The sequence below is a fragment of the Microbulbifer rhizosphaerae genome, from assembly GCF_014191725.1.
Taxonomy (GTDB): Bacteria; Pseudomonadota; Gammaproteobacteria; order Pseudomonadales; family Cellvibrionaceae; genus Microbulbifer; species Microbulbifer rhizosphaerae.
Genome location: NZ_JACHWZ010000003.1, coordinates 131,419 through 154,574, shown reverse-complemented (window position 1 = coordinate 154,574; position 23,156 = coordinate 131,419). Strand labels below are relative to the sequence as shown.

20 protein-coding genes are annotated in these 23,156 nt (G+C 58.8%); 12 read left to right on the top strand and 8 right to left on the bottom strand.

The window, feature by feature from the left end:
* The first annotated feature begins 209 nt into the window (after window positions 1-209).
* The 4 genes from trxB (at window position 210) to infA (ending at window position 3,095) form a co-directional block, all read left to right on the top strand.
* Window positions 210-1,154, top strand: a complete 945-nt coding sequence (gene trxB / locus FHS09_RS04155) for a thioredoxin-disulfide reductase (protein ID WP_183457033.1) — start codon at window positions 210-212, stop codon at window positions 1,152-1,154.
* A gap of 187 nt (window positions 1,155-1,341) precedes the next feature.
* A complete protein-coding gene (gene aat / locus FHS09_RS04150) occupies window positions 1,342-2,061 on the top strand; it encodes a leucyl/phenylalanyl-tRNA--protein transferase (protein WP_183457031.1) in 720 nt (239 codons plus the stop codon).
* On the top strand, window positions 2,054-2,773 hold the full coding sequence (locus tag FHS09_RS04145; RefSeq protein ID WP_183457029.1) for an arginyltransferase: 720 nt from the start codon (window positions 2,054-2,056) through the stop codon (window positions 2,771-2,773). Before aat ends, FHS09_RS04145 begins: the two co-directional genes overlap by 8 nt.
* 103 nt (window positions 2,774-2,876) lie before the next feature.
* Window positions 2,877-3,095: a translation initiation factor IF-1 gene (gene infA / locus FHS09_RS04140; RefSeq protein ID WP_010130378.1), complete on the top strand. Its 219-nt coding sequence runs from the start codon at window positions 2,877-2,879 to the stop codon at window positions 3,093-3,095.
* Between the two features lie 79 nt (window positions 3,096-3,174).
* Here infA and clpA read toward each other — a convergent pair whose 3' ends face one another.
* The gene (gene clpA, locus FHS09_RS04135) at window positions 3,175-5,463 is read right to left on the bottom strand and encodes an ATP-dependent Clp protease ATP-binding subunit ClpA (RefSeq protein ID WP_183457027.1); all 2,289 of its coding nucleotides are present in this window, start codon (window positions 5,461-5,463) and stop codon (window positions 3,175-3,177) included.
* Window positions 5,464-5,576: 113 nt separating this feature from the next.
* A complete protein-coding gene (gene clpS, locus FHS09_RS04130; protein WP_183457024.1) occupies window positions 5,577-5,957 on the bottom strand; it encodes an ATP-dependent Clp protease adapter ClpS in 381 nt (126 codons plus the stop codon).
* Window positions 5,958-6,226: 269 nt separating this feature from the next.
* Between clpS and cspD the strand changes: the two genes are divergently transcribed.
* On the top strand, window positions 6,227-6,517 hold the full coding sequence (gene cspD, locus FHS09_RS04125) for a cold shock domain-containing protein CspD (protein ID WP_183457022.1): 291 nt from the start codon (window positions 6,227-6,229) through the stop codon (window positions 6,515-6,517).
* Window positions 6,518-6,619: 102 nt separating this feature from the next.
* Here cspD and icd read toward each other — a convergent pair whose 3' ends face one another.
* Complete coding sequence (icd, locus tag FHS09_RS04120; RefSeq protein WP_183457020.1) at window positions 6,620-7,870, bottom strand: NADP-dependent isocitrate dehydrogenase; 1,251 nt, start codon at window positions 7,868-7,870, stop codon at window positions 6,620-6,622.
* Between the two features lie 156 nt (window positions 7,871-8,026).
* On the opposite strand from icd, the gene FHS09_RS04115 reads away from it, so the two are divergent.
* The 7 genes from FHS09_RS04115 (at window position 8,027) to FHS09_RS04085 (ending at window position 14,777) form a co-directional block, all read left to right on the top strand.
* Window positions 8,027-8,617 carry a pseudouridine synthase gene (locus tag FHS09_RS04115; RefSeq protein WP_183457018.1) on the top strand — a complete coding sequence of 197 codons (591 nt, stop codon included), beginning with the start codon at window positions 8,027-8,029 and terminating at the stop codon, window positions 8,615-8,617.
* Between the two features lie 182 nt (window positions 8,618-8,799).
* Window positions 8,800-9,930, top strand: coding sequence for a tRNA 2-thiouridine(34) synthase MnmA (mnmA, locus tag FHS09_RS04110; protein ID WP_183457016.1), 1,131 nt, complete (start codon window positions 8,800-8,802; stop codon window positions 9,928-9,930).
* 9 nt (window positions 9,931-9,939) lie between these two features.
* The gene (gene hflD, locus FHS09_RS04105) at window positions 9,940-10,575 is read left to right on the top strand and encodes a high frequency lysogenization protein HflD (RefSeq protein WP_183457014.1); all 636 of its coding nucleotides are present in this window, start codon (window positions 9,940-9,942) and stop codon (window positions 10,573-10,575) included.
* 15 nt (window positions 10,576-10,590) lie between these two features.
* Entirely contained in the window at window positions 10,591-11,964 is a 1,374-nt protein-coding gene (gene purB / locus FHS09_RS04100; RefSeq protein WP_183457011.1) for an adenylosuccinate lyase, read from the top strand.
* 123 nt (window positions 11,965-12,087) lie between these two features.
* A complete protein-coding gene (locus FHS09_RS04095; RefSeq protein WP_183457009.1) occupies window positions 12,088-13,242 on the top strand; it encodes a JmjC domain-containing protein in 1,155 nt (384 codons plus the stop codon).
* Between the two features lies 1 nt (window position 13,243).
* Window positions 13,244-13,723 carry a DUF7931 domain-containing protein gene (locus tag FHS09_RS04090; protein ID WP_183457007.1) on the top strand — a complete coding sequence of 160 codons (480 nt, stop codon included), beginning with the start codon at window positions 13,244-13,246 and terminating at the stop codon, window positions 13,721-13,723.
* A gap of 220 nt (window positions 13,724-13,943) precedes the next feature.
* Window positions 13,944-14,777 (top strand): CheR family methyltransferase, encoded by an 834-nt coding sequence (locus FHS09_RS04085; protein WP_183457006.1) that lies wholly within the window; start codon window positions 13,944-13,946, stop codon window positions 14,775-14,777.
* Between the two features lie 3 nt (window positions 14,778-14,780).
* On the opposite strand, the gene FHS09_RS04080 is transcribed toward FHS09_RS04085, so the two are convergent.
* The 5 genes from FHS09_RS04080 to FHS09_RS04060 form a co-directional block, all read right to left on the bottom strand.
* Entirely contained in the window at window positions 14,781-15,371 is a 591-nt protein-coding gene (locus FHS09_RS04080) for an NAD(P)H-dependent oxidoreductase (protein WP_183457004.1), read from the bottom strand.
* Between the two features lie 13 nt (window positions 15,372-15,384).
* Complete coding sequence (locus tag FHS09_RS04075; protein ID WP_183457002.1) at window positions 15,385-16,212, bottom strand: arylamine N-acetyltransferase family protein; 828 nt, start codon at window positions 16,210-16,212, stop codon at window positions 15,385-15,387.
* Between the two features lie 245 nt (window positions 16,213-16,457).
* Window positions 16,458-19,373: a TonB-dependent receptor gene (locus FHS09_RS04070; RefSeq protein WP_183457000.1), complete on the bottom strand. Its 2,916-nt coding sequence runs from the start codon at window positions 19,371-19,373 to the stop codon at window positions 16,458-16,460.
* Window positions 19,374-19,803: 430 nt separating this feature from the next.
* Window positions 19,804-21,984 (bottom strand): malate synthase G, encoded by a 2,181-nt coding sequence (locus FHS09_RS04065; protein ID WP_183456998.1) that lies wholly within the window; start codon window positions 21,982-21,984, stop codon window positions 19,804-19,806.
* A 128-nt stretch (window positions 21,985-22,112) separates the two neighbouring features.
* The gene (locus tag FHS09_RS04060; RefSeq protein ID WP_183456996.1) at window positions 22,113-23,048 is read right to left on the bottom strand and encodes a LysR family transcriptional regulator; all 936 of its coding nucleotides are present in this window, start codon (window positions 23,046-23,048) and stop codon (window positions 22,113-22,115) included.
* Window positions 23,049-23,156: the final 108 nt, after the last annotated feature.

Here is a 23,156-nt window from a genome sequence, read left to right as displayed (position 1 = left end):
GCACTTTTTGTAATCGGCTTTCCCCCAGGTCAATAGCGGCGCGTTATTGCAGAAATAAAGGCAAACTATTTCGTTGAGGGGCTCGCTTCGCCTATCATGACCGCCAAATTGATAGCCTCAACTGATCAAAAATCGGTCGAGCGAGGCAAACAGGGCTCACCCACCTAGATTCAATACACTGTTTTTAACTGTTTGTTTAAGAGCGTTCCATGAGCAATAACCACCATCGCCTGATCATCCTCGGCTCCGGCCCCGCCGGTTACACCGCAGCCATCTACGCCGCGCGCGCCAACCTGAACCCGGTGGTCATCACCGGTATGCAGCAGGGCGGCCAACTGACCACCACCACCGAGGTGGAGAACTGGCCCGGCGGCGTGGCGGACCTGCAGGGCCCGGATCTGATGGTTCAGATGCAGCAGCACGCCGAGCGCTTCGATACCCGGATTATCTTTGACCATATCGAAGAGGTAGACCTCAAGCAGCGCCCCTTTACTCTCAAGGGCAACGAGACCTACACCTGCGATGCGCTGATTATCGCCACCGGCGCCTCCGCCCAGTACCTGGGCCTTCCTTCGGAGGAGGCATTCCAAGGCCGCGGAGTCAGCGCCTGCGCCACCTGTGACGGTTTCTTCTACCGCGATCAGAAGGTGGCGGTGGTGGGCGGCGGCAACACCGCCGTGGAAGAGGCGCTGTACCTTTCCAATATCGCCAGCGAAGTGACCCTGATCCACCGCCGGAACGAGTTGCGTGCGGAGAAGATCCTGCAGGACCGCCTGATGGACAAGGTGGAGAACGGCAATATCAATCTATGCTGGCACAACACCCTGGATGAAGTGCTGGGCGACGACAGCGGCGTGACCGGTGTGCGCCTGCGCAGCACCCAGGACGACTCCACCAAAGAGCTGGAGGTTTCCGGGGTGTTCATCGCGATCGGCCACAAGCCCAACACCGATATCTTCGCCGGCCAGTTGGAAATGAATGGCGGCTATATCCTGGTGCAGAGCGGACTGGACGGCAACGCCACCCAGACCTCGGTACCCGGTGTCTTCGCTGCCGGGGACGTGTCCGACCATATCTATCGCCAGGCAGTGACCTCCGCCGGCACTGGCTGTATGGCGGCGCTGGATGCGGAGCGTTTTCTGGACGCGCAGTAGCCGGGGGCGCCGAGCGCCGGCTCGGCTTCCGGGCTGCGGCGATTGATCGCCCTGGGGGTGCTGACCAGACCGGTGCCAGGGTCTTCGCATCGACATATGCTTACTATCCTGGCTTCTGTAGGGGCGATCCTTGTGATCGCCCTTTTCATTTGGTTAATCTCAGTAGTGAAGTCAAAGGGGCTGAGGCGTGACAAAATCTACTGAAGGCCATCTGGTACTGCTCGATGAGGGGCATATCGATTTTCCTCCCACCGAGCGTGCCCTACGTGACCCCAACGGCCTGCTGGCCATCGGTGGCAAGCTGAGCCCGGAATGGCTCCTGGCCGCCTATCGCCGCGGCATCTTCCCCTGGTATTCCGACGACCAGCCGATCCTCTGGTGGAGCCCCTCCCCCCGCTGCGTGGTCTTTCCAGACCGGTTCCGCATAGGCCGCAGCCTGCGCAAGGCGCTGCGCCGGGGCGGATTCCAGGTGACCTTCGACCGGGCTTTCGAGTGGGTGATAGACGCCTGTCGGAGCTCCCGGGCCGACACCGAGGGCACCTGGATCACCGGGGAAGTGCGCGATGCCTATGTCCATATGCACAGGCTGGGCTACGCCCACTCGGTGGAGACCTGGCGCGGCGGGGAACTGGTGGGCGGCCTTTACGGCATCGCCCTGGGGCGGGTGTTCTTCGGTGAGTCCATGTTCCACCGCGCGACGGATGCCTCCAAAGTCGCTTTTGTCCACCTGGTGCGCCAGTTAGAATCCTGGGGCTGCCCCCTGATCGATTGCCAGGTGGGCAACCCGCATCTGTTCAGCCTGGGGGCGGTGGAAGTGTCTCGGGCAGATTTTGAGCGGCTTTTGCGCAGCGGAGTCGAAATGCCGGCGTTTGCACAGCCTTGGACCCTATCCTGGAACTATGAGTAAGTATTCCCAGCTCGACTCGGTGCGCTTACTGGCCACCCTGCCCCATCCCTGTGGCTACCTTCCGGACCGGGAGGCCACCACGGTTTTTGTGGACCCGCAGACCCTGGTTGACCAGCGTCTATACAGCCGCCTCTCGGAGCTGGGGTTCCGCCGCAGTGGCGGCTACCTGTATCGCCCCCAATGCGCCACCTGCCGGGCCTGCATCCCCGCGCGCATCCCCGTGGGGCTGTTTGTCCCCAATCGCAACCAGCGCCGCTGCTGGCGCCGCAATCGCGACCTGGATATCTTTCACGTTGACGGGATTGATAGCGACGAGCACTACGAACTCTATGCCCGCTACATAGAACAACGGCACGCGGACGGCGAGATGTACCCTCCCAGCCGCGAGCAGTACCGCAGCTTCCTCACCGCGGCCTGGGGCTGTACCCGCTATATCGAGTTCCGCGCCCGTGGCAGGCTGGTGGCCACGGCGGTGTCCGATGTGCTCACCGCCGGGGTATCGGCCATCTATACTTTCTTCGATCCGGACGAGGACAAGCGCAGCCTGGGGTCTTTCTGCATTCTCTATCAGGTGGAGTGGGCGCGGCGGCTGGGGCTGCCCAGTCTGTACCTGGGCTACTGGATAGAAGAGTGCCAAAAAATGGCTTACAAGAGTCAGTTCCAGCCGATCGAACTGCTGCGGGATAACCGCTGGGCAATAAAATCCTCCTAACTTTTGCCCTGCTGGGGCTTTTCGTGCAAAATGCACGCCCGTCGTACCGCGGCTACACGCCGGGGTGAAGGTCCGAGCAAGTTATTTATAAGGTTACTGCCGCATGGCAAAAGACGATTACATTGAAATGGAAGGTGAGGTGATCGACACCCTGCCGAACACCACTTTTCGCGTAAAGCTGGAAAACGGACATGTGGTGATAGCGCATATCTCCGGCAAGATGCGCAAGAACTATATTCGCATCCTCACCGGCGACAAGGTCAAGGTGGAGCTGACTCCCTACGACCTGAGCAAGGGGAGGATCACCTACCGCGCCAGGTGACAGAAGCCAGAGATCAGATGACAGAAAGGCCACCCGAAGGTGGCCTTTTGCATGTCTGGCATCTGTCCTCCGTCCCCTGTCAGGCAGGAACCGCCGTCCTGATCGCCAGATCGTCATCCTCCAGGGTAACCATCACGCGACCACCCTCCTCCGCCAGATCTCCGAACAGCACTGCCTCCGCCAGCGGCTTGCGCAGCTTGTCGCGGATCAGGCGGGCCATTGGGCGTGCGCCCATCTTTTCATCGTAACCGTTCACCGCCAGCCACTCGCGAGCTTCCTCGCTTACCTCCAGGGTTACGTGGGACTCGTCGAGCTGCGCCTGCAGTTCGACAATAAACTTGTCCACCACGGTTTTCACTACCCCGAGATCCAGGCTGCTGAACTGGATAATACTGTCCAGCCGATTGCGGAACTCCGGGGTGAAGATCTTCTTGATCTCTTCCATGCCATCGCTGGAGTGATCCTGGTTGGTGAAACCAATGGAGCGGCGGCTCATCAGTTCGGCGCCGGCGTTGGTGGTCATGACCAGGATCACATTGCGGAAATCCGCCTTGCGGCCATTATTGTCAGTCAGGGTGCCGTGATCCATCACCTGAAGCAGCAGGTTGAAGACCTCCGGGTGCGCCTTCTCGATCTCGTCCAGCAGCACTACGCTGTGCGGGTGCTTGGTCACCGAATCGGTGAGCAGGCCGCCCTGGTCGAAGCCCACGTAGCCAGGGGGAGCGCCAATCAGGCGGGATACGGTGTGGCGCTCCATGTACTCGGACATATCGAAGCGGATCAGCTCGATACCCATCACCTTGGCCAACTGGCGGCAGAGTTCGGTCTTGCCCACACCTGTGGGGCCGGAGAACAGGAAGGAGCCGATGGGCTTTTCCTCGGCGCCAAGGCCCGCGCGGCTCAGCTTGATTGCGGTGCTGAGGGCGCCGATCGCCTGGTCCTGGCCGAAGACCACCAACTTGAGGTTGTCTTCCAGTTTCGCCAGGTGAACCTTGTCGGAAGCGGAAACGCTCTTCGCCGGGATTCGCGCCATTTTGGCGACCACCATTTCAATTTCGGTCACGCCGATGACGTCGCTGCGCTTCTCTACCGGAAGAAGAGACTGATGGGCGCCGGCTTCATCGATCACGTCGATTGCCTTGTCCGGCAGAAAGCGCTCGGTGATATGTCTGCTGGCCAGATTGGCCGCGGCCTCCAGGGCGGCGTCGGTAAACCGCACCTTGTGGTGGTCCTCGAAGCAGCTTTTCAGGCCCTGGAGAATCTGTATCGTCTCCTCTACCGAGGGTTCGTTCACATCGATTTTCTGGAAACGGCGTGACAGGGCGCGGTCTTTCTCGAAGATGCCGCGGTACTCGGTAAAGGTGGTGGAGCCGATACAGCGCAACTGGCCACTGGAGAGCAGTGGCTTGAGCAGGTTGGAGGCGTCCATTACCCCGCCGGAGGCCGCGCCGGCACCGATAATGGTGTGGATCTCGTCGATAAACAGCACTGCATGATCGCGCTTCCTGAGCTCCGCCAACAGAGCCTTGAAGCGCTTCTCGAAATCGCCCCGGTACTTGGTGCCCGCCAGCAAGGAGCCCAGATCCAGGGAGTAGATGGTGCTGTCGAGCAGCGGCCCGGGCACCTCCTCGTCCACGATACGTCGTGCCAGGCCTTCGGCGATGGCAGTCTTGCCCACGCCGGACTCACCCACCAGCAGGGGATTGTTCTTGCGCCGCCGGGCCAGTACCTGGGTGACCCGCTCCACTTCCGGTCCGCGGCCCACCAGCGGGTCGATGCGTCCGAGGATGGCCTCCTGGTTGAGGTTGGTGGCATAGCTTTCCAGCGGGTCGGAGCCGCCGGGTTCCACGCCGCCGGCAATATCCTCGTCGGTCTGCTCCGGCGCCGGTTCGGGGTTGTGGTGATGGTGGTGGTGATTGTGGCCGCTGCTGCCCACCCGGGATATCCCGTGGGTGATGTAGTTGACCACGTCGATACGGGCCACGCTCTGCTGTTTCAGGTAGTAGACCGCCTGGCTCTCTTGTTCGCAGAAGATGGCAACCAGCACATTGGCGCCGGTCACCTCTTTCTTGCCGGAGGACTGCACATGGAAAACGGCGCGCTGCAGCACCCGCTGGAAGCCCAGGGTCGGCTGGGTCTCGCGGTCGGTGTCGGCCTCGGGGATCAGGGGGGTGGTGGAGTCGACGAATTCCAGCAGTTCGCGGCGCAACGCTCCGAGGTCGGCACCGCAGGCGTGCAACACGTCCGCCGCCGATTCGTTGTCCAGAAGCGCCAGCAACAGGTGCTCCACGGTCATGAACTCGTGGCGCTTCGCGCGTGCACCCTTGAACGCCAGGTTGAGTGTTACCTCTAAGTCCTTGCTGAGCATCTAAACCTCAAAGCCTAACTCGCCTATACCACCCGTCAATCACCAGAAAACACATGCCCGAAAGCGGTGTTTTAGTGAGCCTGATTCCTTTCAAGCGACGGGACCTGATGTGCCTAATCTTCCTCATCTTCGTCTGCTTCGATCTCGCACAGCAGCGGATGCTGGTGATCGCGAGCGAACTGGTTGACCTGCGCGGCCTTCGTCTCCGCTATATCACGAGTATAGACACCGCAGATCGCTTTTCCCTGCGTGTGTACCTGCAGCATCAGTTGGGTGGCGCGTTCTCTGTTGGCACCGAAAAATAGCTCAAGCGTTTCCACGACAAACTCCATGGGCGTGTAGTCGTCGTTGAGCATTACCACCTTGTACATGGGGGGGCGTTTGAGCTGGGGCGGAGCCTCTTCTACTGCTGTATCGCCGCCAACATCGCCAAAGTACGGCGAGTCGTCCCCAGTTCCGTGTGAGTGTAGTTTAATGGCCAGTGAAATACCCATAGCAATTGTCAATGAGGTCCTGGAGAAAAAATAACAAGCGAACCCGGGCTTTTAAACTGGGGACCATTGTAACCTCATTTGCATCGCGACACAGCGGGCGCCAGCAGTCCTTGACAATCGCATATCAGTTAGCTACAAGATGTGGTGTCGGTCCCATTCGGGGCCGGATCGCAAGCAGGAACGCGATCTATATGCAGGAAATGCAGATAACAATAAAAGACTCTACAAGGCGGCCAGCAGTCGCCCCGGCAATTAGAGGGAGTTCGCCAATGCCTACCGGTACCGTCAAGTGGTTCAATAACGCCAAGGGATATGGGTTTATTCTTGCGGATGAAGGGGGAGAAGACCTGTTCGCACACTACTCAGCGATCCAGATGGAGGGTTACCGCACCCTGAAAGCGGGCCAACAGGTCACCTTTGACATTATCAAAGGCGATAAGGGCTTTCACGCCGCCAACATCTGTATCAGCACCTCCGCAGGAGCGTCCAAGGAGCCAATCATGGCCTCCGACGATGCCAGGCGGACGCAGCGGGAAAAGGAGGCGGAAGCGTTGGAATAGGAAGTCACCCTTCGGCCCCTTAACGAATACCCATACAAAAAGCCCCGCACCTTACAGCTCGGGGCTTTTTGCTGTGCGGACACGGGGCCCGCATGGGTGCCGTCAAGCCATGTGCTTGATGGCTTCGTCGCCAAACTCGGAACAGGACTTCAGCTCGGCGCCGTCCATCAGGCGCTCGAAGTCGTAAGTGACCGTTTTGGCTTCGATAGCCCCTTCCACGCCCTTGATCACCAGGTCGGCCGCTTCGTTCCAACCCAGGTGGCGCAGCATCATCTCCGCGGACAAGATCAGGGAGCCAGGGTTTACCTTATCCTGGCCGGCGTACTTGGGCGCGGTGCCATGGGTGGCTTCGAACAGGGCCACTTCGTCGGACAGGTTGGCGCCCGGGGCAATGCCGATACCGCCCACCTGCGCTGCCAGGGCGTCGGACAGGTAGTCACCGTTCAGGTTCAGGGTGGCGATTACGTCGTACTCCGCCGGACGCAGCAGAATCTGCTGCAGCATGGCATCGGCGATCACGTCTTTAACCACGATTTCCTTGCCGGTTTTCGGGTTCTTGAAGCTGTGCCAGGGACCGCCGTCCAGGGGCTGGGCACCGAACTCGTCGCGGGCGATCTCATAGCCCCAGTCGGCGAAGGCACCTTCGGTGAACTTCATGATGTTGCCCTTGTGTACCAGGGTCAGGGAATCGCGGTCCTGATCGATGGTGTATTGCAGGGCCTTACGTACCAGGCGCTTGGTGCCTTCTTCGGAAACCGGCTTGACCCCGATACCGCAGTGTTCCGGGAAGCGGATCTTCTTGACCCCCATTTCTTCCTGCAGGAACTTGATCACTTTCTTGGCTTCATCGGTGTCGGCTTTCCACTCGATACCGGCGTAGATGTCCTCGGAGTTCTCGCGGAAGATCACCATGTCGACCTTGTTCGGCTCCTTCACGGGAGAGGGTACGCCGCTGAACCAGCGAACCGGGCGCTGGCACACATATAGATCCAGTTCCTGGCGCAGGGCCACGTTCAGGGAGCGGAAACCACCGCCCACCGGGGTGGTCAGCGGGCCCTTGATGCCCACGACATATTCTTTCAGCGCTTCCAGGGTCTCGGCCGGGAACCAGTCGCCGGCGTAGGTCTCTGCCGCTTTCTCGCCGCAGAAGATCTCCATCCAGGCGATAGATTTGTCGCCGCCGTAGGCCTTCTCCACCGAGGCGTCGATCACCTTGCGCATAACCGGGGTGATATCCACGCCGATGCCGTCACCCTCGATAAAGGGAATGATTGGGCGATTCGGCACATTCAGCGAACCGTCGGAATTGACTGTAACTTTCTCGCCGTCTGCCGGCACCTGGATATGGCCCATATTGTTTGAACTCCGTCTTTGGTGGATCTGACCCGTCCAGCAATCTGCAGCCTAAAAGTCCGGCAGGGGGCTGGCGGGGTAAAAAATCGGCGGGATTATATCAGCATCGGCTCGTTTTTGTAGTTGGATTACAATAGTGGCTTTTGGACCCACCCAGTGAGCCAGATCGTCCTCTTCAACAAGCCCTACGGGGTGCTCTGCCAGTTCACCGATGACCGCGGGCGCCCCACCCTCGCCGACTATATCCGCCGCCCGGGCTTCTATCCGGCGGGGAGGCTTGATTTTGACTCCGAGGGCCTGCTCTTGCTCACCGATGACGGTGAGCTGCAGCACCGGATCAGTCACCCGCGGCAGAAACTGCCCAAGACCTACTGCGTGCAGGTCGAGGGGGATATCGGCGAAGATGCTTTGACCCTGCTGCGCCGGGGCGTCGAGCTGAAGGACGGCCCTACTGCCCCCGCCAAGGCCAGGCGGCTAGCGGCTCCGGACCTCTGGTCGCGCAACCCGCCGGTGCGCAGCCGGCAGTCGATTCCCACCTCCTGGCTGGAACTGACCGTCAGCGAGGGCCGCAACCGGCAGGTGCGGCGGATGACCGCGGCGGTGGGCTACCCCACACTGCGGCTGGTGCGGATGGCTATCGGGAATTGGACGCTGGGTCAGCTGCAGCCGGGGGAGCAGAAGCTCGAAGAAGTCTACACAGCCCCCGCCAGACCCCGGCCGGTGCAAAAGAGACGACCGAAGCGGTGAGCTGCCACTGTCCGCCGTTGACAAAGCCATTGGTCACAAAGCCCGATCGCGGGTAAAATTGCGCCCCTTTTTATTAGCCATGTGCTGAATGGCGCTAAGTTAAGCGATAGTTCGTGATGCGAGGGGGCCTCCCCTAACTTTATAGTGCCATTTAGTCATGCAGTAACTGATCGTCCTTATCTATGCCCCACTCCTTGAAACAGCCCCAGCGCGTAATCGTCGGCATGTCCGGCGGCGTGGACTCCTCCGTGGCCGCCCTGCTGCTCCTGCAGCAGGGCTATCGGGTGGAGGGGTTGTTTATGAAGAACTGGGATGAGGACGACGGCACTGAATACTGCACCGCCAAGGCCGACCTGGCGGATGCCGAGGCGGTGTGCGCGAAACTGGGAATCCGGCTGCACACCGCCAACTTCGCCGCCGAGTACTGGGATCACGTGTTCGAGTACTTTCTGGCGGAATACAAGGCCGGGCGGACGCCCAACCCGGATATCCTGTGCAACCGGGAAATCAAGTTCAAGGTCTTCCTGGAATACGCCGAAGTGCTCGGCGCAGACCTCATCGCCACCGGCCACTACGCGCGGCGCAGGGATATCGACGGGCGCACCTACCTGCTCAAGGGCCTGGATGCCAACAAGGATCAGAGCTATTTCCTGCACGCGGTGGACGAAGCGGCTTTCGCCAAGTCCCTGTTCCCCCTCGGCGAGCTGGAAAAACCTGAGGTGCGCCGCCTGGCGGAAGAGCATAATTTCGTCACTCACGACAAGAAGGACAGTACCGGTATCTGCTTTATTGGAGAGCGCCGTTTCAAGAACTTCCTGGAACAGTACCTGCCGGCGCAGCCGGGGGATATGGAGACCCCGGAGGGGCAAGTCATGGGGCGTCACGCGGGGCTGATGTACCACACTATTGGACAGCGCCAGGGTTTGGGGATCGGCGGTGTGAGGGGTGCCGGCGAGGAGCCCTGGTATGTGGTGGGCAAGGATCTGGAGCGCAATGTATTGATCGTGGCCCAGGGCGCCCACCACCCCCTGCTCTACGCCACCGGCCTGGAAGCGGCACAGACCCACTGGATCAGCGGCAGCGCTTCGGCGACCGGGTTTCGGGCCAGGGCCAAAACCCGATATCGCCAGCCGGATCAGGACTGCACGGTGCAGGTCTGCGGCACCGGCGGGTTGAAAGTGGCCTTTGACGAACCACAGCGGGCAATCACACCGGGGCAATCACTGGTGCTGTACGATGGCGAAGTCTGCCTCGGCGGCGCCGTCATAGAGCGGGCCACCGGCATTGGCTGCGCACCCGGCAAACAGAATTAAGGAGAGACTTTGAGTAACTGGCGGGATCAGGCGCTGGCACTGGCGGGGATCTTTCAATCCGCGGTTCTGGTAGAGCGGCTGGCAAAAACCGGCACCGCGCCCCTGGAGCAACTGGAGACCGGCGTCTACAGTCTGTTCCAGATCAACCCGGATCGCGCCGAAGATGTCTTCGGCGGCGCCGACAGGCTGCTGCCCGGGCTGCAGGTCTCCCGCCAGCTTCTGCGCTCGCGCCAGCACCCGGAGTACACCGATTGCCTGCGCTACGCGCTCTCCATCCTTTACCTACAGCGCCAACTGAGCAGGAAAAGCGACCTGCTGGCGATAATCGGCAGCCGCCTGGAAAAAGCCAAGGTGCAGGCGGATCACTTCAACCTGACCCACGAAAATGTCTTTTCCAATCTCGCCGGCGTATATAGCGACACTCTGAGTACCTTCCGTTTCCGCATACAGGTGCTGGGGGATTTTAATTTTCTGCAACAACAGCGCATCGCCAACCAGATCCGCACCATGTTGTTCGCCGGCGTGCGCGCCGCCACTCTGTGGCGCCAATTGGGCGGGCGCAGACTGCACCTGCTGTTCCAGCGCAAAAAACTGCTCGCCGCGACCGACGAGTTGATCGCGCGAATCGAATCCTCAAATGTTTAAGTTCGGAGAGAAACTATGACTGTCGAGCTGTCCGCCCTAACCGCGGTTTCCCCTATCGACGGGCGCTACGAGAGCAAAACTGCACCGCTGCGGGATATCTTCAGCGAATACGGCCTGATCCGCGCGCGGGTGGAGGTGGAGGTTCGCTGGTTGCAGCAGCTTTCCAACCACCCGGAAATCGAGGAAGTTCCAGCTTTCGACAGTGAAGCCAACCAAGTGCTCGACAACATTGTGGCCGGGTTCTCGGTGGAGGATGCGCGGCGCATCAAGGAAATAGAAAGCACCACCAACCACGACGTCAAGGCGGTGGAATATTTCCTGAAAGAAAAAATCTCTGCCAACCAGCAGCTGGCGGAAGTCAGCGAGTTTGTGCATTTCGCCTGTACCTCCGAAGATATCAATAACCTCTCCCACGCTCTGATGCTGCGCGCCGGGCGCGATCAGGTGCTGCTGCCCGCGATGAACCAAATTGTCAGCGAAATTGCCGGGCTCGCAAAAGGGTTTGCCGATGTACCCATGCTTTCGCGCACCCACGGCCAGACCGCCAGCCCCACCACCGTGGGTAAGGAACTGGCCAATGTGGTGGCGCGCCTGCGCCGACAGCTCAAACAGATTCACGATGTGGAATTGCTGGGCAAGATCAATGGCGCCGTGGGCAATTACAATGCGCACCTGTCCGCCTATCCCGATGTGGACTGGGCGGCAAATGCCGAGGCATTTGTCACCTCCCTGGGCCTGGCCTGGAACCCCTACACCACCCAGATCGAGCCCCATGACTATATCGCCGAACTGTTCGATGTCATTGCGCGATTCAACACTATTTTGATCGACTTCGACCGCGATATCTGGGGCTATATCTCTCTCGGCTATTTCAAGCAGAAAGTTGTCGCCGGTGAAGTGGGCTCCTCCACCATGCCCCACAAGGTCAACCCCATCGATTTCGAAAACTCCGAGGGCAACCTGGGCCTGGCCAACGCCGTTTTCCAGCACTTGGCCGCCAAGCTACCGGTTTCCCGCTGGCAGCGGGACCTCACCGACTCCACCGTACTGCGCAATATGGGCGTGGGTGCAGGTTATGCGGTGATCGCCTATGCTGCGACACTGAAGGGACTGGGCAAGCTGGAAATCAACCGCCAGCGTCTGGCGGAAGACCTGGACAATGCCTGGGAGGTGCTGGCGGAACCGATTCAGACGGTGATGCGCCGATACAATATTGAAGAGCCCTACGAGAAACTCAAAGCGCTGACCCGCGGACAGGGTATCACTCGCGAGACCTTGAAAACCTTTATCGGAAACCTGGAAATTCCGGAAGAGGCAAAGAAATCTCTGCACGAACTGACCCCGGCTTCCTATATCGGAAATGCCGTGGATCAAGCTAAAAAAATCTAGAATGGGCGGGACATTTGTAGGATGGGCAAAGCGAAGCGTGCCCATCTTCCGCAGAATCGATGGGCACGCTGCGCTTTGCCCATCCTACGGAAAGTTGCCATTGGAAATTGCTGGGAATTTACTGTGGTCAAACCGCTGACACACCTGGGCGATCTGCCAATAGCCGACTTCCTGCGCGACTACTGGCAGCGCAAACCGCTGCTGATTCGCAACGCCTTCCCGGACTTTGTCTCCCCCGTTTCAGGAGAGGAACTGGCCGGTATGGCACTGGAGCAGGAAGTGGAATCGCGCCTGGTGGAGGAGAGCGGAAAAGACGGTCCCTGGCAGTTGCGCAACGGGCCTTTTACCGAGAGTGATTTTCTCTCCCTGCCCGCCAGTCACTGGACGCTGCTGGTACAGGCGGTGGATCAATGGCTGCCGGAAGTGACCGAACTGAAGGAATGCTTTCGTTTTATTCCCGACTGGCGCCTGGACGACGTAATGATCAGTTATGCTGCAGATCGCGGCAGCGTCGGCCCCCACTACGATTTCTATGATGTGTTCCTGCTGCAAGCGGAGGGCAAACGGCTCTGGCACCTGGGGCCCAAAGCCGACGAAAGCAGCCCAAGGGTAGAAGGCACGCCGTTGAATATCCTGCGTGATTTCGAGGCGGAGAACAGCTGGCTGCTGGAGCCCGGCGATATGCTTTATTTGCCACCCCAGTACAGCCACTGGGGCATCGCCGATGGCCCCTGTACCACCATTTCCATCGGCTTTCGCGCTCCCTCAGCACGCGTTGCTCTCGAGGATCTGGCTTCTGAGCTGGCTATGGCGCTTCCGGAACATATCCGTTACAGCGATCCCGGGTTGGCACCGGCAAAAAATCCCGGCGAGATAGACAGTGCCGCTGTGCAACGGCTGCAGGAGCAACTGGGTCGGTGGATTCAGCAACCGCAGAATATCGCCCGCTGGTTTGGCGCAGTGATGACCGAGGCCAAATACCCCGACATCCTCGCCTTTGAAGCCGGCGCAGCGGAGGACTGGCGGGATCAGCTGGCGTGTGGTGTCGAACTGGTTCTGAATCCCGGTTCCCGCTGCGCCTTCAGCCGCGATCCCCAAGTGTTGTTCGTGGACGGTGAGTTTTTTTCCGCACCAATCCCCTTTGCGGAAAACTTTTGCACTATAAAAACCCTGGTTGAGCGGGATATCGAGCGGTTCCCCGAACTGGCGGCTGCCGGTGGCCTGATCGACCAGTTGGTTGCCCAGGGCAGCCTGATCTACCCACCGGAGGTGGAGTAGCGTGAAAGACCCCAGGCCACTGACGTCCGCCGAGGATTTTCGTCGGGCGCTGATCGAACTGCTCGGCAGCAGCCGCAGGAGCCTGAATATTCTTTCGGAACACCTGGATCGCGCCCTCTACCATGACGCGGAGGTTGTCGAGGCCCTCTCCCGTTTTGCCCGCGACAGCCGCTTCGTCCAGGTACGTATCCTGATTCGCGACAGCGATCCTGTGGTACGTCACCACCACCGCTTGCATCACCTTACCCAGCGGCTCGGTTCGATCATGGAAATCCGCAAAGTTCAGGCCACTGTGGACACACCGGACTGGGAATTCGCCGTCGCCGACGACCGGCAACTGCTTGTACGCGACGAGCGTCATCAATGGCTGGGCGTCTACGAAGCGGATAATCCGGTGCGGTCGCGCAAGCTGCTGGACGTGTTCGAGCAGGATTGGCCGCTGGCCGTACCGGACGGCAATTTGCGGCGGTTACTCATTTAGGGCCTCGATTTTGGGCTCAGGGCAATTGCGCAACGATTTCCACTTACAACAGGTGCTTTTCCCTGTAGAGCTGGTCCACCCGACCCCAGGGCGCAAAACTAATTACCGGCTTCACGGGCTTGCGAGCCCGCTGTAAGGTATCGCCCTCTGCTAAGCTTGTTCCCCATGTATTACCTCGAATACCCGGCCCGCCGCTGAGCGGGATTGGGAAAAGCACCGGATGCACGACGAAGCCTGTGTAACGTTTCTGCAATGGGCCCTGCCCCGGCTTCGCATGCGCTGGCCCGGTTTCCGCAAAGTTCGCGGCCAGGTCTGCAAGCGCCTTCAAAGACACATCAAACAGCTTGGGCTTGAGGACGTATCCGCTTATCGCCGTTACCTGGCCCGGCACCCGGAGGAATGGCGCGTCCTGGACGCCATAACGCGGGTGACCATTTCCCGCTTTTACCGCGACAAAGGAGTATTTGCCCGTCTGGTTGAGGAAGTGTTGCCGGAGCTGGCGCAACTGGCCCGCTCGAGAGGGGCCGACCGCCTCAACGTGTGGAGTGCCGGCGCGGGCGCGGGGGAAGAGCCCTATACCCTGGCCATTGCTTGGGAGATGCGGCTGCAGCCGTCGTTTTCCGATCTGCGCCTGCGCATCGTCGCCTCCGATGCCGATGCCAACCAGTGCCGCCGTGCCCGGGAGGCCTGTTATCCCCCCAGCAACCTCAAGGACCTACCCGCCGGGTGGCGGGGTACGGCATTCACTCGCCGCGCCGAAAACTATTGCCTGAAACCGGAATTCCGGGGCAATGTCGAGTTCAGGGTGGAGGATATCCGCGAAAGCGCACCCCCCGGGCCATTCGATCTGGTGCTTTGCCGCAACCTGGTATTCACCTATTTCGACGAGGAGTTACAGCGCGCCGTCCTCGAACGCATAGGGGCCGTGATGCAGACGGGAGCGGCCCTGGTGCTGGGCATTCACGAGGGGCTGCCGGAAGGGACTGCAGCTTTCCGCGCCTGGGATGAACACCAGGGAATCTACCGGTTGAACCCGACGGCGGCGCCTGACTGAACGTCACGATATCCCTGTCGCTCCGGCTCCCCGGAACAGTAATCCTGCCAACTCCCCCACCCTGCTCCCGAGATACTCCGCGGTCAGGTGATCTTGCGGGTGTACTTCCCCCGCGGCGGAATGCGCCGCAACCAGGCCGGATTGCGCACCCAGACGAGGGCGCGCAGCAGCATCGGCCCCCGCCGGCAGGTCGATACTGATCCACAACATGCCATGCTGGCTGGCGAAAACCTGCAGGGTTTGCAGCGTGTTCAACTGGTCGCCGCTGGGGCTGGAACCGATGGTGAAGCCCGCGGCGAGCTTCCCGGCCCAACTTCTTCGGGAATAACGTTCACTGGTCGCATCCATAAAGGCCTTGAACTGAGCGGAAACGCAGCCCATGAACGTGGGGGAACCAAATACGATGCCATCGGCCGCATCCAGCTGTTCCAGTGCCCGCTGATTGCGGTAGCGGCCCTGGACTACTTCCTCACCGGTTACTTTTATCCCGATGGCTTCAGTGCCGGTGAGCCCGTTGGCTCCGGCAATCACCGATCTGGCCAGGGCTTCGGTTGTCCCCTGGGCCGAGTGATATATAACGGCAATTTTCGTCACGAGGTTTTTCCCACTATTTTCCACTAGTGAATACCTTTTCCAGGTCACGCTCCGTTTCCGGGGTGTCGGGCAGGTTGATATCAAAAGTCTGCAAAAGCACCTCACGCAATTCATCCACACTGGCCAGGGCGGATTCCCGTTTGGGGCCACTGTGAGGATAAAAGATCAGGTTATTGTTGCGCAGGGTATAGCGTCCGCCGGTTGTCGGGCGGGTCGCGATCAGGTCGGTGGTAAAATGCGAGTCCGGATGAGTGGAGCAATACCAGTTGAACATCTTGTAGTCGCCGGCGGACTGCTGCTGTAAATCAAAGCTGTAAATCGGTTTCCACTCGCCTGAAATTTCCACTTCCACCCAATATTCGCCCCCCTGCTGCAGTTTTCGATAACGGCCGTGAGGAGTGGTTTGCGGTTTCTCGGTATCCAGGCGTAGTGGCCAGGTAGGGGTCTGGATACCAAATCCCACATCCACCAGGTAGGGGATACCCTCTATCTCCGCGCGCAACATCATATGGGATTGCGCCGGCGTCGTCCCCGCCGGTCTCTGCCAGAGCACCCGCGCGGCGAGACCGATAACCGCTATGCCGAGCGACTCCAGGACAGCGCGAAAGAGCGTGTTCTGCTCATAGCAGTATCCACCCCGCCCACCGTGTACCAGTTTGCGCTCTACCGCCGCCAGGCTGATATCCACGGGCCAGCCCAGGAAAGGGTTGAGGTTTTCGAAGGAAATGGCGTGGGTGTGTTGGACAACCAGTGCTTTTACCGTGTCCGGTTCTGCGGATAACCTGCCCTTATAGCCGATCCGCCGGCAGTAGGCCTGCAGGTCTATTGCTGTAGTAGCCATGATAACCTGGTCCCTTTGCTGCTTGATAACGGCGGGCAGCATAAGACCTCAAGTGTGCTTCAGGTCAAGAAAAAAACTTTGAGTACTTCTACAAGAGGTACGCTGTGCGCACTGGCTCCGCAAGCTCTGAAAGGGTGCGCACGGCGCACCTACCAAGCTGTGATCTCGCGCACAAAGGTCTTGTCGCCCTTGCTGATCGATCCTTGCAGGTCGCTCTTCACCCATGTAGAGGGCCGGGTTTTCCTTCAGAACTTGGTGTTGAGACCAACAGTAAAGGTTCGCCCCATTTCGGTTTCAAACAAAGGGTCCCTGCGTTGGCTGTCAATGTAGAGGGTGTTGCGTTCATTCGTGAGGTTCTGTGCCTCAAATATTAACTTGACGGTGTCCGTCAGATAGTAAGATGCTGAGGCATCAACAAAGAATGTGGAATTGTTGCCTAGTACGTCGCTGTCGTTGGCTCCGGACGGAACTGAGCGCAAGTAGCCTGAACGATAGCTTCCGGTGGTGCGGAAACTGAAAACATCATTCTCATAGTAAAGCGTTGCGCTGGCCGCGTTTTCCGAGAGACCGATTAGGTCGTTGGTGGTGGTCAGCGTTGGTACGCCTTCCTTGCTCTGGAGTACATAGTCAATTTCAGAGGTTACGTGGGTGTAGTTGGCCAGAACCCCGAAGTCTTGCCAAAAGCCGGGCAGGAAGATCATCGGCAGCTGAAGATTTAACTCGACACCGCTGAGTGGACCACCCTTAGTGTTAGTCGCTTGATTTACTGTAAACAAATCATCGGAGTCGGCGGCCGTACCTTCCAGCAGCGTATTGGGAAAGCCAAGTTCAGTGTACGGGACCAGGCTTGAAATGGACTGAATATAAGTGCTGATGTCTTTCTTGAAGTAGGCGATAGAGGCCAGTGCACCTTCATCAAAGTACCATTCCAGGGCGACATCGTAGGTCTTCGCTCGAATCGGCTCAAGCAAGGCGTTGCCGATGGAGGCGGTTCGTGTAGCAGGGTTCATGGAGCCGCTTGGAATCAGAAGTCCCAGGTCGGGCCGGGACATTACTTCCGCGATTGAAAGCCGCCCCAGGAGCGAAGGTGTAAACTCTACGACCACGTTGGAGGAAGGCAGCAGATCGTCGTACTGACGATCAATCTCGACCCGCTGGGCAAAAGTGCGGTAGGGAGAGCTTTCAGGGGTCTCGGTGGGGATAAAGCCAATACTGTGCTGGTCGGTATCTATGTATCGAACGCCGATATCACCGCGCACAGGAAATCTCCATTGATCAAAGGCGAATTCGGCCATCAAGTATGCACTGTTGGTTTTCTCGTTTACCGCGGGAGATTGAGCGCCACACTCTGCGCCACACCATATAAAATCGTCAAAACCCACGATGTCTTTCCATTTCTCGTGATCGACACCCAGGTAGTCGCCCATCGTGGCTGAGCCCAGAACATTGCTCACGCCCTGAACGGTTCTTGAGAAGTCGGCGATGCTGGTTCCTTCCGGTAATTGCGATGTGCCTCTGAACTCGTCTGCGATTATAACAGAATGGGTTTTGTAATCGTTCTCACGGGCCTGTACGCCGAACTTGAAGGTAAACTCAGGTGAGAAATTCCAGATGATGTCTACTTCGGCCGTTGTATTCTCCGTAACTCTTCTTTGATTTCGGGTATTGAAATTGCCCAAAACAACACCGTCCCCCCGGCGAGGGGCATAGTTGAAATTTCCTGGGTCATTGACATTTATGCCGTAGCTCATGGCGGGAATGTTGTCGCGGTTTCTAAAATCAATGACGAAGTTATCGGTATTTGGAGAGTCTACGTTTACGGTCAGGCGCTCAGGATTGTCGAACTCTGACTTCGAGCGACCCAGTAGCGCCTTAACTTCAAAGTCTTCGCTGAACAGATGCGAAATGCTGAGATTGGTTTGTTCAAACGTGGTAGAAAAGCGGTCGACCAGACTTTCTGAGCGAAGGTTGACGCCATCAAAAACGCCGTAGACTAATGTACCATTGTCATCTACCTCAAGCTCCCGGACCGATACCATGGGTTGGCCATTGACATTGGCATTTCGAGCGAAAGATAGCGCATCAATATAATTGTCACGCCGCACGACATCATACTTGGAGTAAAGGTTGTCCAGAGCGATATGGGTATCGGAGGTGGGTTGCCATTCGAGTGTCAAGGTGCCGCCGGTGCGCTCTGCATCCTGCTCGGAGTTAAGGTAGCGAGGAATGCGTGGAAGAAACACACCGCCCCCGGGGTTACCGGATACCCCGGTCCGGGATTGAATAAGCTCATAGGCTTCACTGCTACCCGTGCGTGGGTTATTGGCGCTGCAGTTGAGGGCGTCTGCTCCTTTTTCCGCATGGGTTTCCGGGTTTTGTGGGGTGTAGCCCACAGGCGAACAGAAGCCGCCATTCACATAAGTAGGGAGAATGTTAACGGCAGAGTAGCCCACTTCGCGAATATTCCGTTCGGAGTGTGCAACGGATGCCAACACGCCGAAGGTATCGTCGAAAAATTTCTTTGAAATCAGTCCTGAAAAACGGGGATCGACAGAGTCTCCCACCTCGTTGTAGACGCCTCGCGCGGTACCGGTGATGGTTAGATCCCCTTCCGCAGACAGTGGCCTTGGTGCTCTCAAGTCTACGGTAGCGCCGAGGGAGCCTTCTTCTATATCCGCGCTGGGTGTTTTGCGGACAGTCAACTCGGAGAAAATTTCGGTTGGGAATACATTGAAGTCGAAGCTCCGCCCTGCGTTGCCGGCGCCGTAAATGTCGGATGAGCCGGTCTGGGAGGCACCTTCCATACCATTGATCCGCACACGGGTGAACTCGGCACCCAGACCGCGCACAGAAATATTCTTACCTTCGCCACCATCACCGCGCGCCAGTGCGACACCGGGTATACGCTGCATGGACTCGGCCAAGTTGGAGTCCGGGAATTTCCCGATGTCTTCGGCGACAATACTGTCTACCGCTGCTGTGCTCTCGCGTTTCTGATTGAGTGCGGTATTCAGGGACGCTCTGAACCCTGTCACCTGAACCTCTTCAATGGCGCCGTTTGGATCAGAGGTTGATTGGGCGTGTGTTGTGCTGGCGAAGGCCATGGCGGCCATGATCGCTACCGACCGGGGAGCGGGGGCACTCAGTCCTTTGTAGCTCATTGGTTTGCTCCGTCGTTATTGGAATTGGAACGCATGCAAAGCCGAAACCGCGCAGCTCTCCTCTGCGCTTTGTTTCACCATATGATATATAAGATATGTTATCAATCAATAAAGATCATTATTCATCTAACTCCATCAACTTCAATCAATAGTGACCGTTTCAGCGAAACCTAGCTTTCGGGCCGGGGCTGGAACGGATCGTATTCGGGGTAGCCTTCTCTATCAGGGTGGGAAGCCAGCGGCGATTGGCTGTCGCGGATTTCTTCAGCTACATATCTAGCCAGTTGATGAGCATCGCAATTATTATGATGAAAGGGCTCTTTGCGCGCAGATGATCGGCGGCGGGGCGGCATTGGCCGGGATCAGCGCCAGACTGAGTGCCAGCAGCAGTTTCTTCCTATGAAAAAAGGCCCCGTGGGGCCTTTTCTGTTTAAGCATTTTTCGATTTGAACTCCCGCCTCCGGCGGTGCAGCACCGGCTCGGTGTAGCCGTTCGGTTGCTCCCCGCCCTTGAACACCAGTTCGCAGGCAGCCTGGAAGGCGATGCTGCCATCGTAGTTTGGTGACATGTCGCGGTAGTCGGGATCACCGGCGTTCTGCCGATCCACAACCGCAGCCATGCGCTGCATGGTTTCCATCACCTGTTGCTCGGTGCATACACCCTGCTTCAGCCAGTTGGCGATGTGCTGGGAGGAAATACGCAGTGTGGCCCTGTCTTCCATCAGACCCACGTCATTGATATCCGGCACCTTGGAGCAGCCGATGCCCTGCTCCACCCAACGCACCACATAGCCGAGAATGCCCTGGGCGTTGTTGTCCAGTTCCCGCTGTATTTCCTCGGTGCTCCAGTTGGTGTCCTCCGCGACGGGAACCGTGAGAATGTCATCCAGGCTGGCCGGCTCGCGCCTGGCCAGCTCTTCCTGCCGTTTGGCCACGTCTACCTTGTGGTAGTGCAGCGCGTGCAGTGTGGCGGCCGTGGGTGACGGCACCCAGGCGGTGTTGGCGCCGGCCATGGGGTGGGCCAGTTTGGCGTGCATCATCGCGAGCATCTGGTCGGGAATCGGCCACATACCCTTGCCGATCTGTGCCCTGCCCTTGAGCCCGGTGGCCAGCCCCACATCCACATTCCAGTCCTCGTAGGCGGTTATCCATTTGGACTTTTTCATGTCTCCCTTGCGGATCATCGGGCCGGCGAGCATGGAGGTGTGAATTTCGTCGCCGGTGCGATCTAAAAACCCGGTGTTGATAAACACAACCCGCTCCCTGGCTTCGGCAATACAGGACTTGAGGTTGACGGTGGTGCGTCGCTCCTCGTCCATGATGCCCATCTTTACCGTGTTGCGCTCCAGGCCCAGAACGTCTTCGATCCGGTCGAACAGGGTGTTGGCGAATGCCACTTCCTCGGGGCCGTGCATCTTCGGCTTGACGATGTAGATACTGCCGGTGCGCGAGTTTTTCACCGGCCTCTCGCTATCGCCGCGGATATCGTGCAGTGCAATCAGGCTGGTGATCATACCGTCGAGAATTCCCTCCGGGACTTCGTTATCGTCTTTATCGAGTACCGCATCGCTGGTCATCAGGTGGCCGACGTTGCGAATAAACAAGAGGCTGCGTCCGGGCAGGGAAAAGGCCCTGCCGTTGGGGGAGGTGTATTCGCGATCGGGATTCAGTTTGCGTACGAAGGTCTTGTCCCCTTTGCTGATGGACTCCTGAAGATCGCCCTTCATCAGCCCCAGCCAGTTGCGGTAGACCAGCACCTTGTCCGCCGCGTCCACCGCGGCCACCGAGTCCTCACAATCCATAATGGTGGTGAGCGCGGCCTCCACCACAATGTCCTTGACCCCGGCTGTGTCGTTTTTGCCGATGGGGCTTTCGCGATCGATCTGGATTTCAATGCGCAAGCCGTGCTGTTGCAGTAGGATTGCATTGGGCGAGTCGATATCGCCGGTATAACCGACAAACTGGCTGCTGTTTTTCAGCGTTGCGATATCGCCGTTGGTCAATTCCACTTCCAGCAGCGATCCGTTGAGACGGTACTCCACGACATCCTTGTGGCTGCCGCGAGTGAGCGGTGCTGACTGGTCGAGAAATTCCCGGCCGTATTCGATCACCTTGGCACCGCGCACCGGGTTGTAGCCAGTGCCTTTTTCCGCACCACCCTCCTCGCTGATTACATCTGTGCCGTAAAGGGCATCGTACAGACTGCCCCAGCGGGCGTTGGCGGCGTTCAGTGCATAGCGGGCATTCATTACCGGCACCACCAGTTGCGGCCCCGCCATGGTGGCGATTTCCGCATCCACTTTTTCCGTGGTCGCGGAGAAATCCGCGGGCCCGTCCACCAGGTAGTCGATCTCGCGGAGGAATTCCTTGTAGCGGGGAATATCCCGGAAGGCGCCGGGATTGTCGCTGTGCCACTGATCGATTTTGGCCTGCAGTTGGTCGCGTTTCTCCAGGAGGGCGCGATTCACCGGCGACAGGTCGTCGATAATTTTCTCGAATTCAGCCCAGAATTCCCCGGCGTTCACACCGGTGCCGGGGATCACCTCCTCGTTGATCAGTTTGTACAATTCCGGCGCGATTTGTAGTTCGCCGATTTGGACTCGTTCCGTCATATCCGGGCCTCTCGCTGATCGTTGGGAATTCGGCATTCTAAACAGGCGTTTCGCCATGCTGCTAATTTATAGGCGGAATTTCCACTATTCACATTTTGAATTTTTATCAAAAGCAGTCTCGTGCGCCGCTACAGATGGCGGCCGATATCCAGAATCAGCCGTCGCAGCCAGCGGTGGGGCGCACTCTGCTGCAGCAGTGGACTCCAGGCCATTTTCAGTTCCAGCGGCGGAATCTCCAGCGGCGGTTCCCGGCGCACCACCCGGGGGTTGTCCCGCGCCAGCAGGGCCAGGCGTGTGGGCACGGTGACAATCAGGTCGCTCTGCTCCGCCAGCAGCATGGCCACCTGGTAGTGGCGGGTGAATACCGAGATGGTCCGCTTCTCGCCCAGACGGCCGATGGCCTCGTCCACCCAGCCCAAGCGCTGCACGTCCTCCGGGTTGACCCCCACGCCGACACCCATGCCGGTCTTGCTCACCCAGATATGCTGGGCACGCAGGTAACTCTGCAGATTGTAGTCCTCGAGAATTGGGTTATCCGCCCGCATCACGCAGGAAAAGCTGTCCCGCCACACGGTGGCCTGGTGGAAGCTCTGGGGCATGCTGTCGAAGCGGTTGATCACCATGTCCACCTTCCCCTGCTCCACGTCCACGAAGCTCACGTCGCTGGGGGTCATGATATCCAGGCTGATCCCGGGTGCACCCTCTCGCAATTGCTTCAACAGCGGCGGGATCAGCGTGGATTCCGCGTAGTCACTGGCCATAATACGAAAGGTGCGCCGCGCGGCCCCAGGGTCGAAATCCCGATTGGGCTGGATCACCCGGTCGATGGCCGCCAGCGCCTCGCGCACCATGGGCTGAAGGTCCAGAGCCCGCTCCGTGGGCATCATGCCCTCGCGGGTGCGCACCAGCAGCGGGTCGTCGAACAGCTCCCGCAGCCGCTTGAGGCCGTTGCTCATGGCGGGCTGGGACAACCCCAGGTAATTGGCGGCGCGGGTGACATTGCGCTCCCGCAGCAGCACATCCAGGTAGACCAGCAGGTTCAGGTCGGCTCTTTCCAGGTTCATTGAGTATTCGTACCGTCGATAGCGAAAATAGAAGCAATAAATTGGGCAAATTATGCCAGGGCTACTAGGATACTCAACACCTAATATCAGTCAGCGCCTTACGAGGGA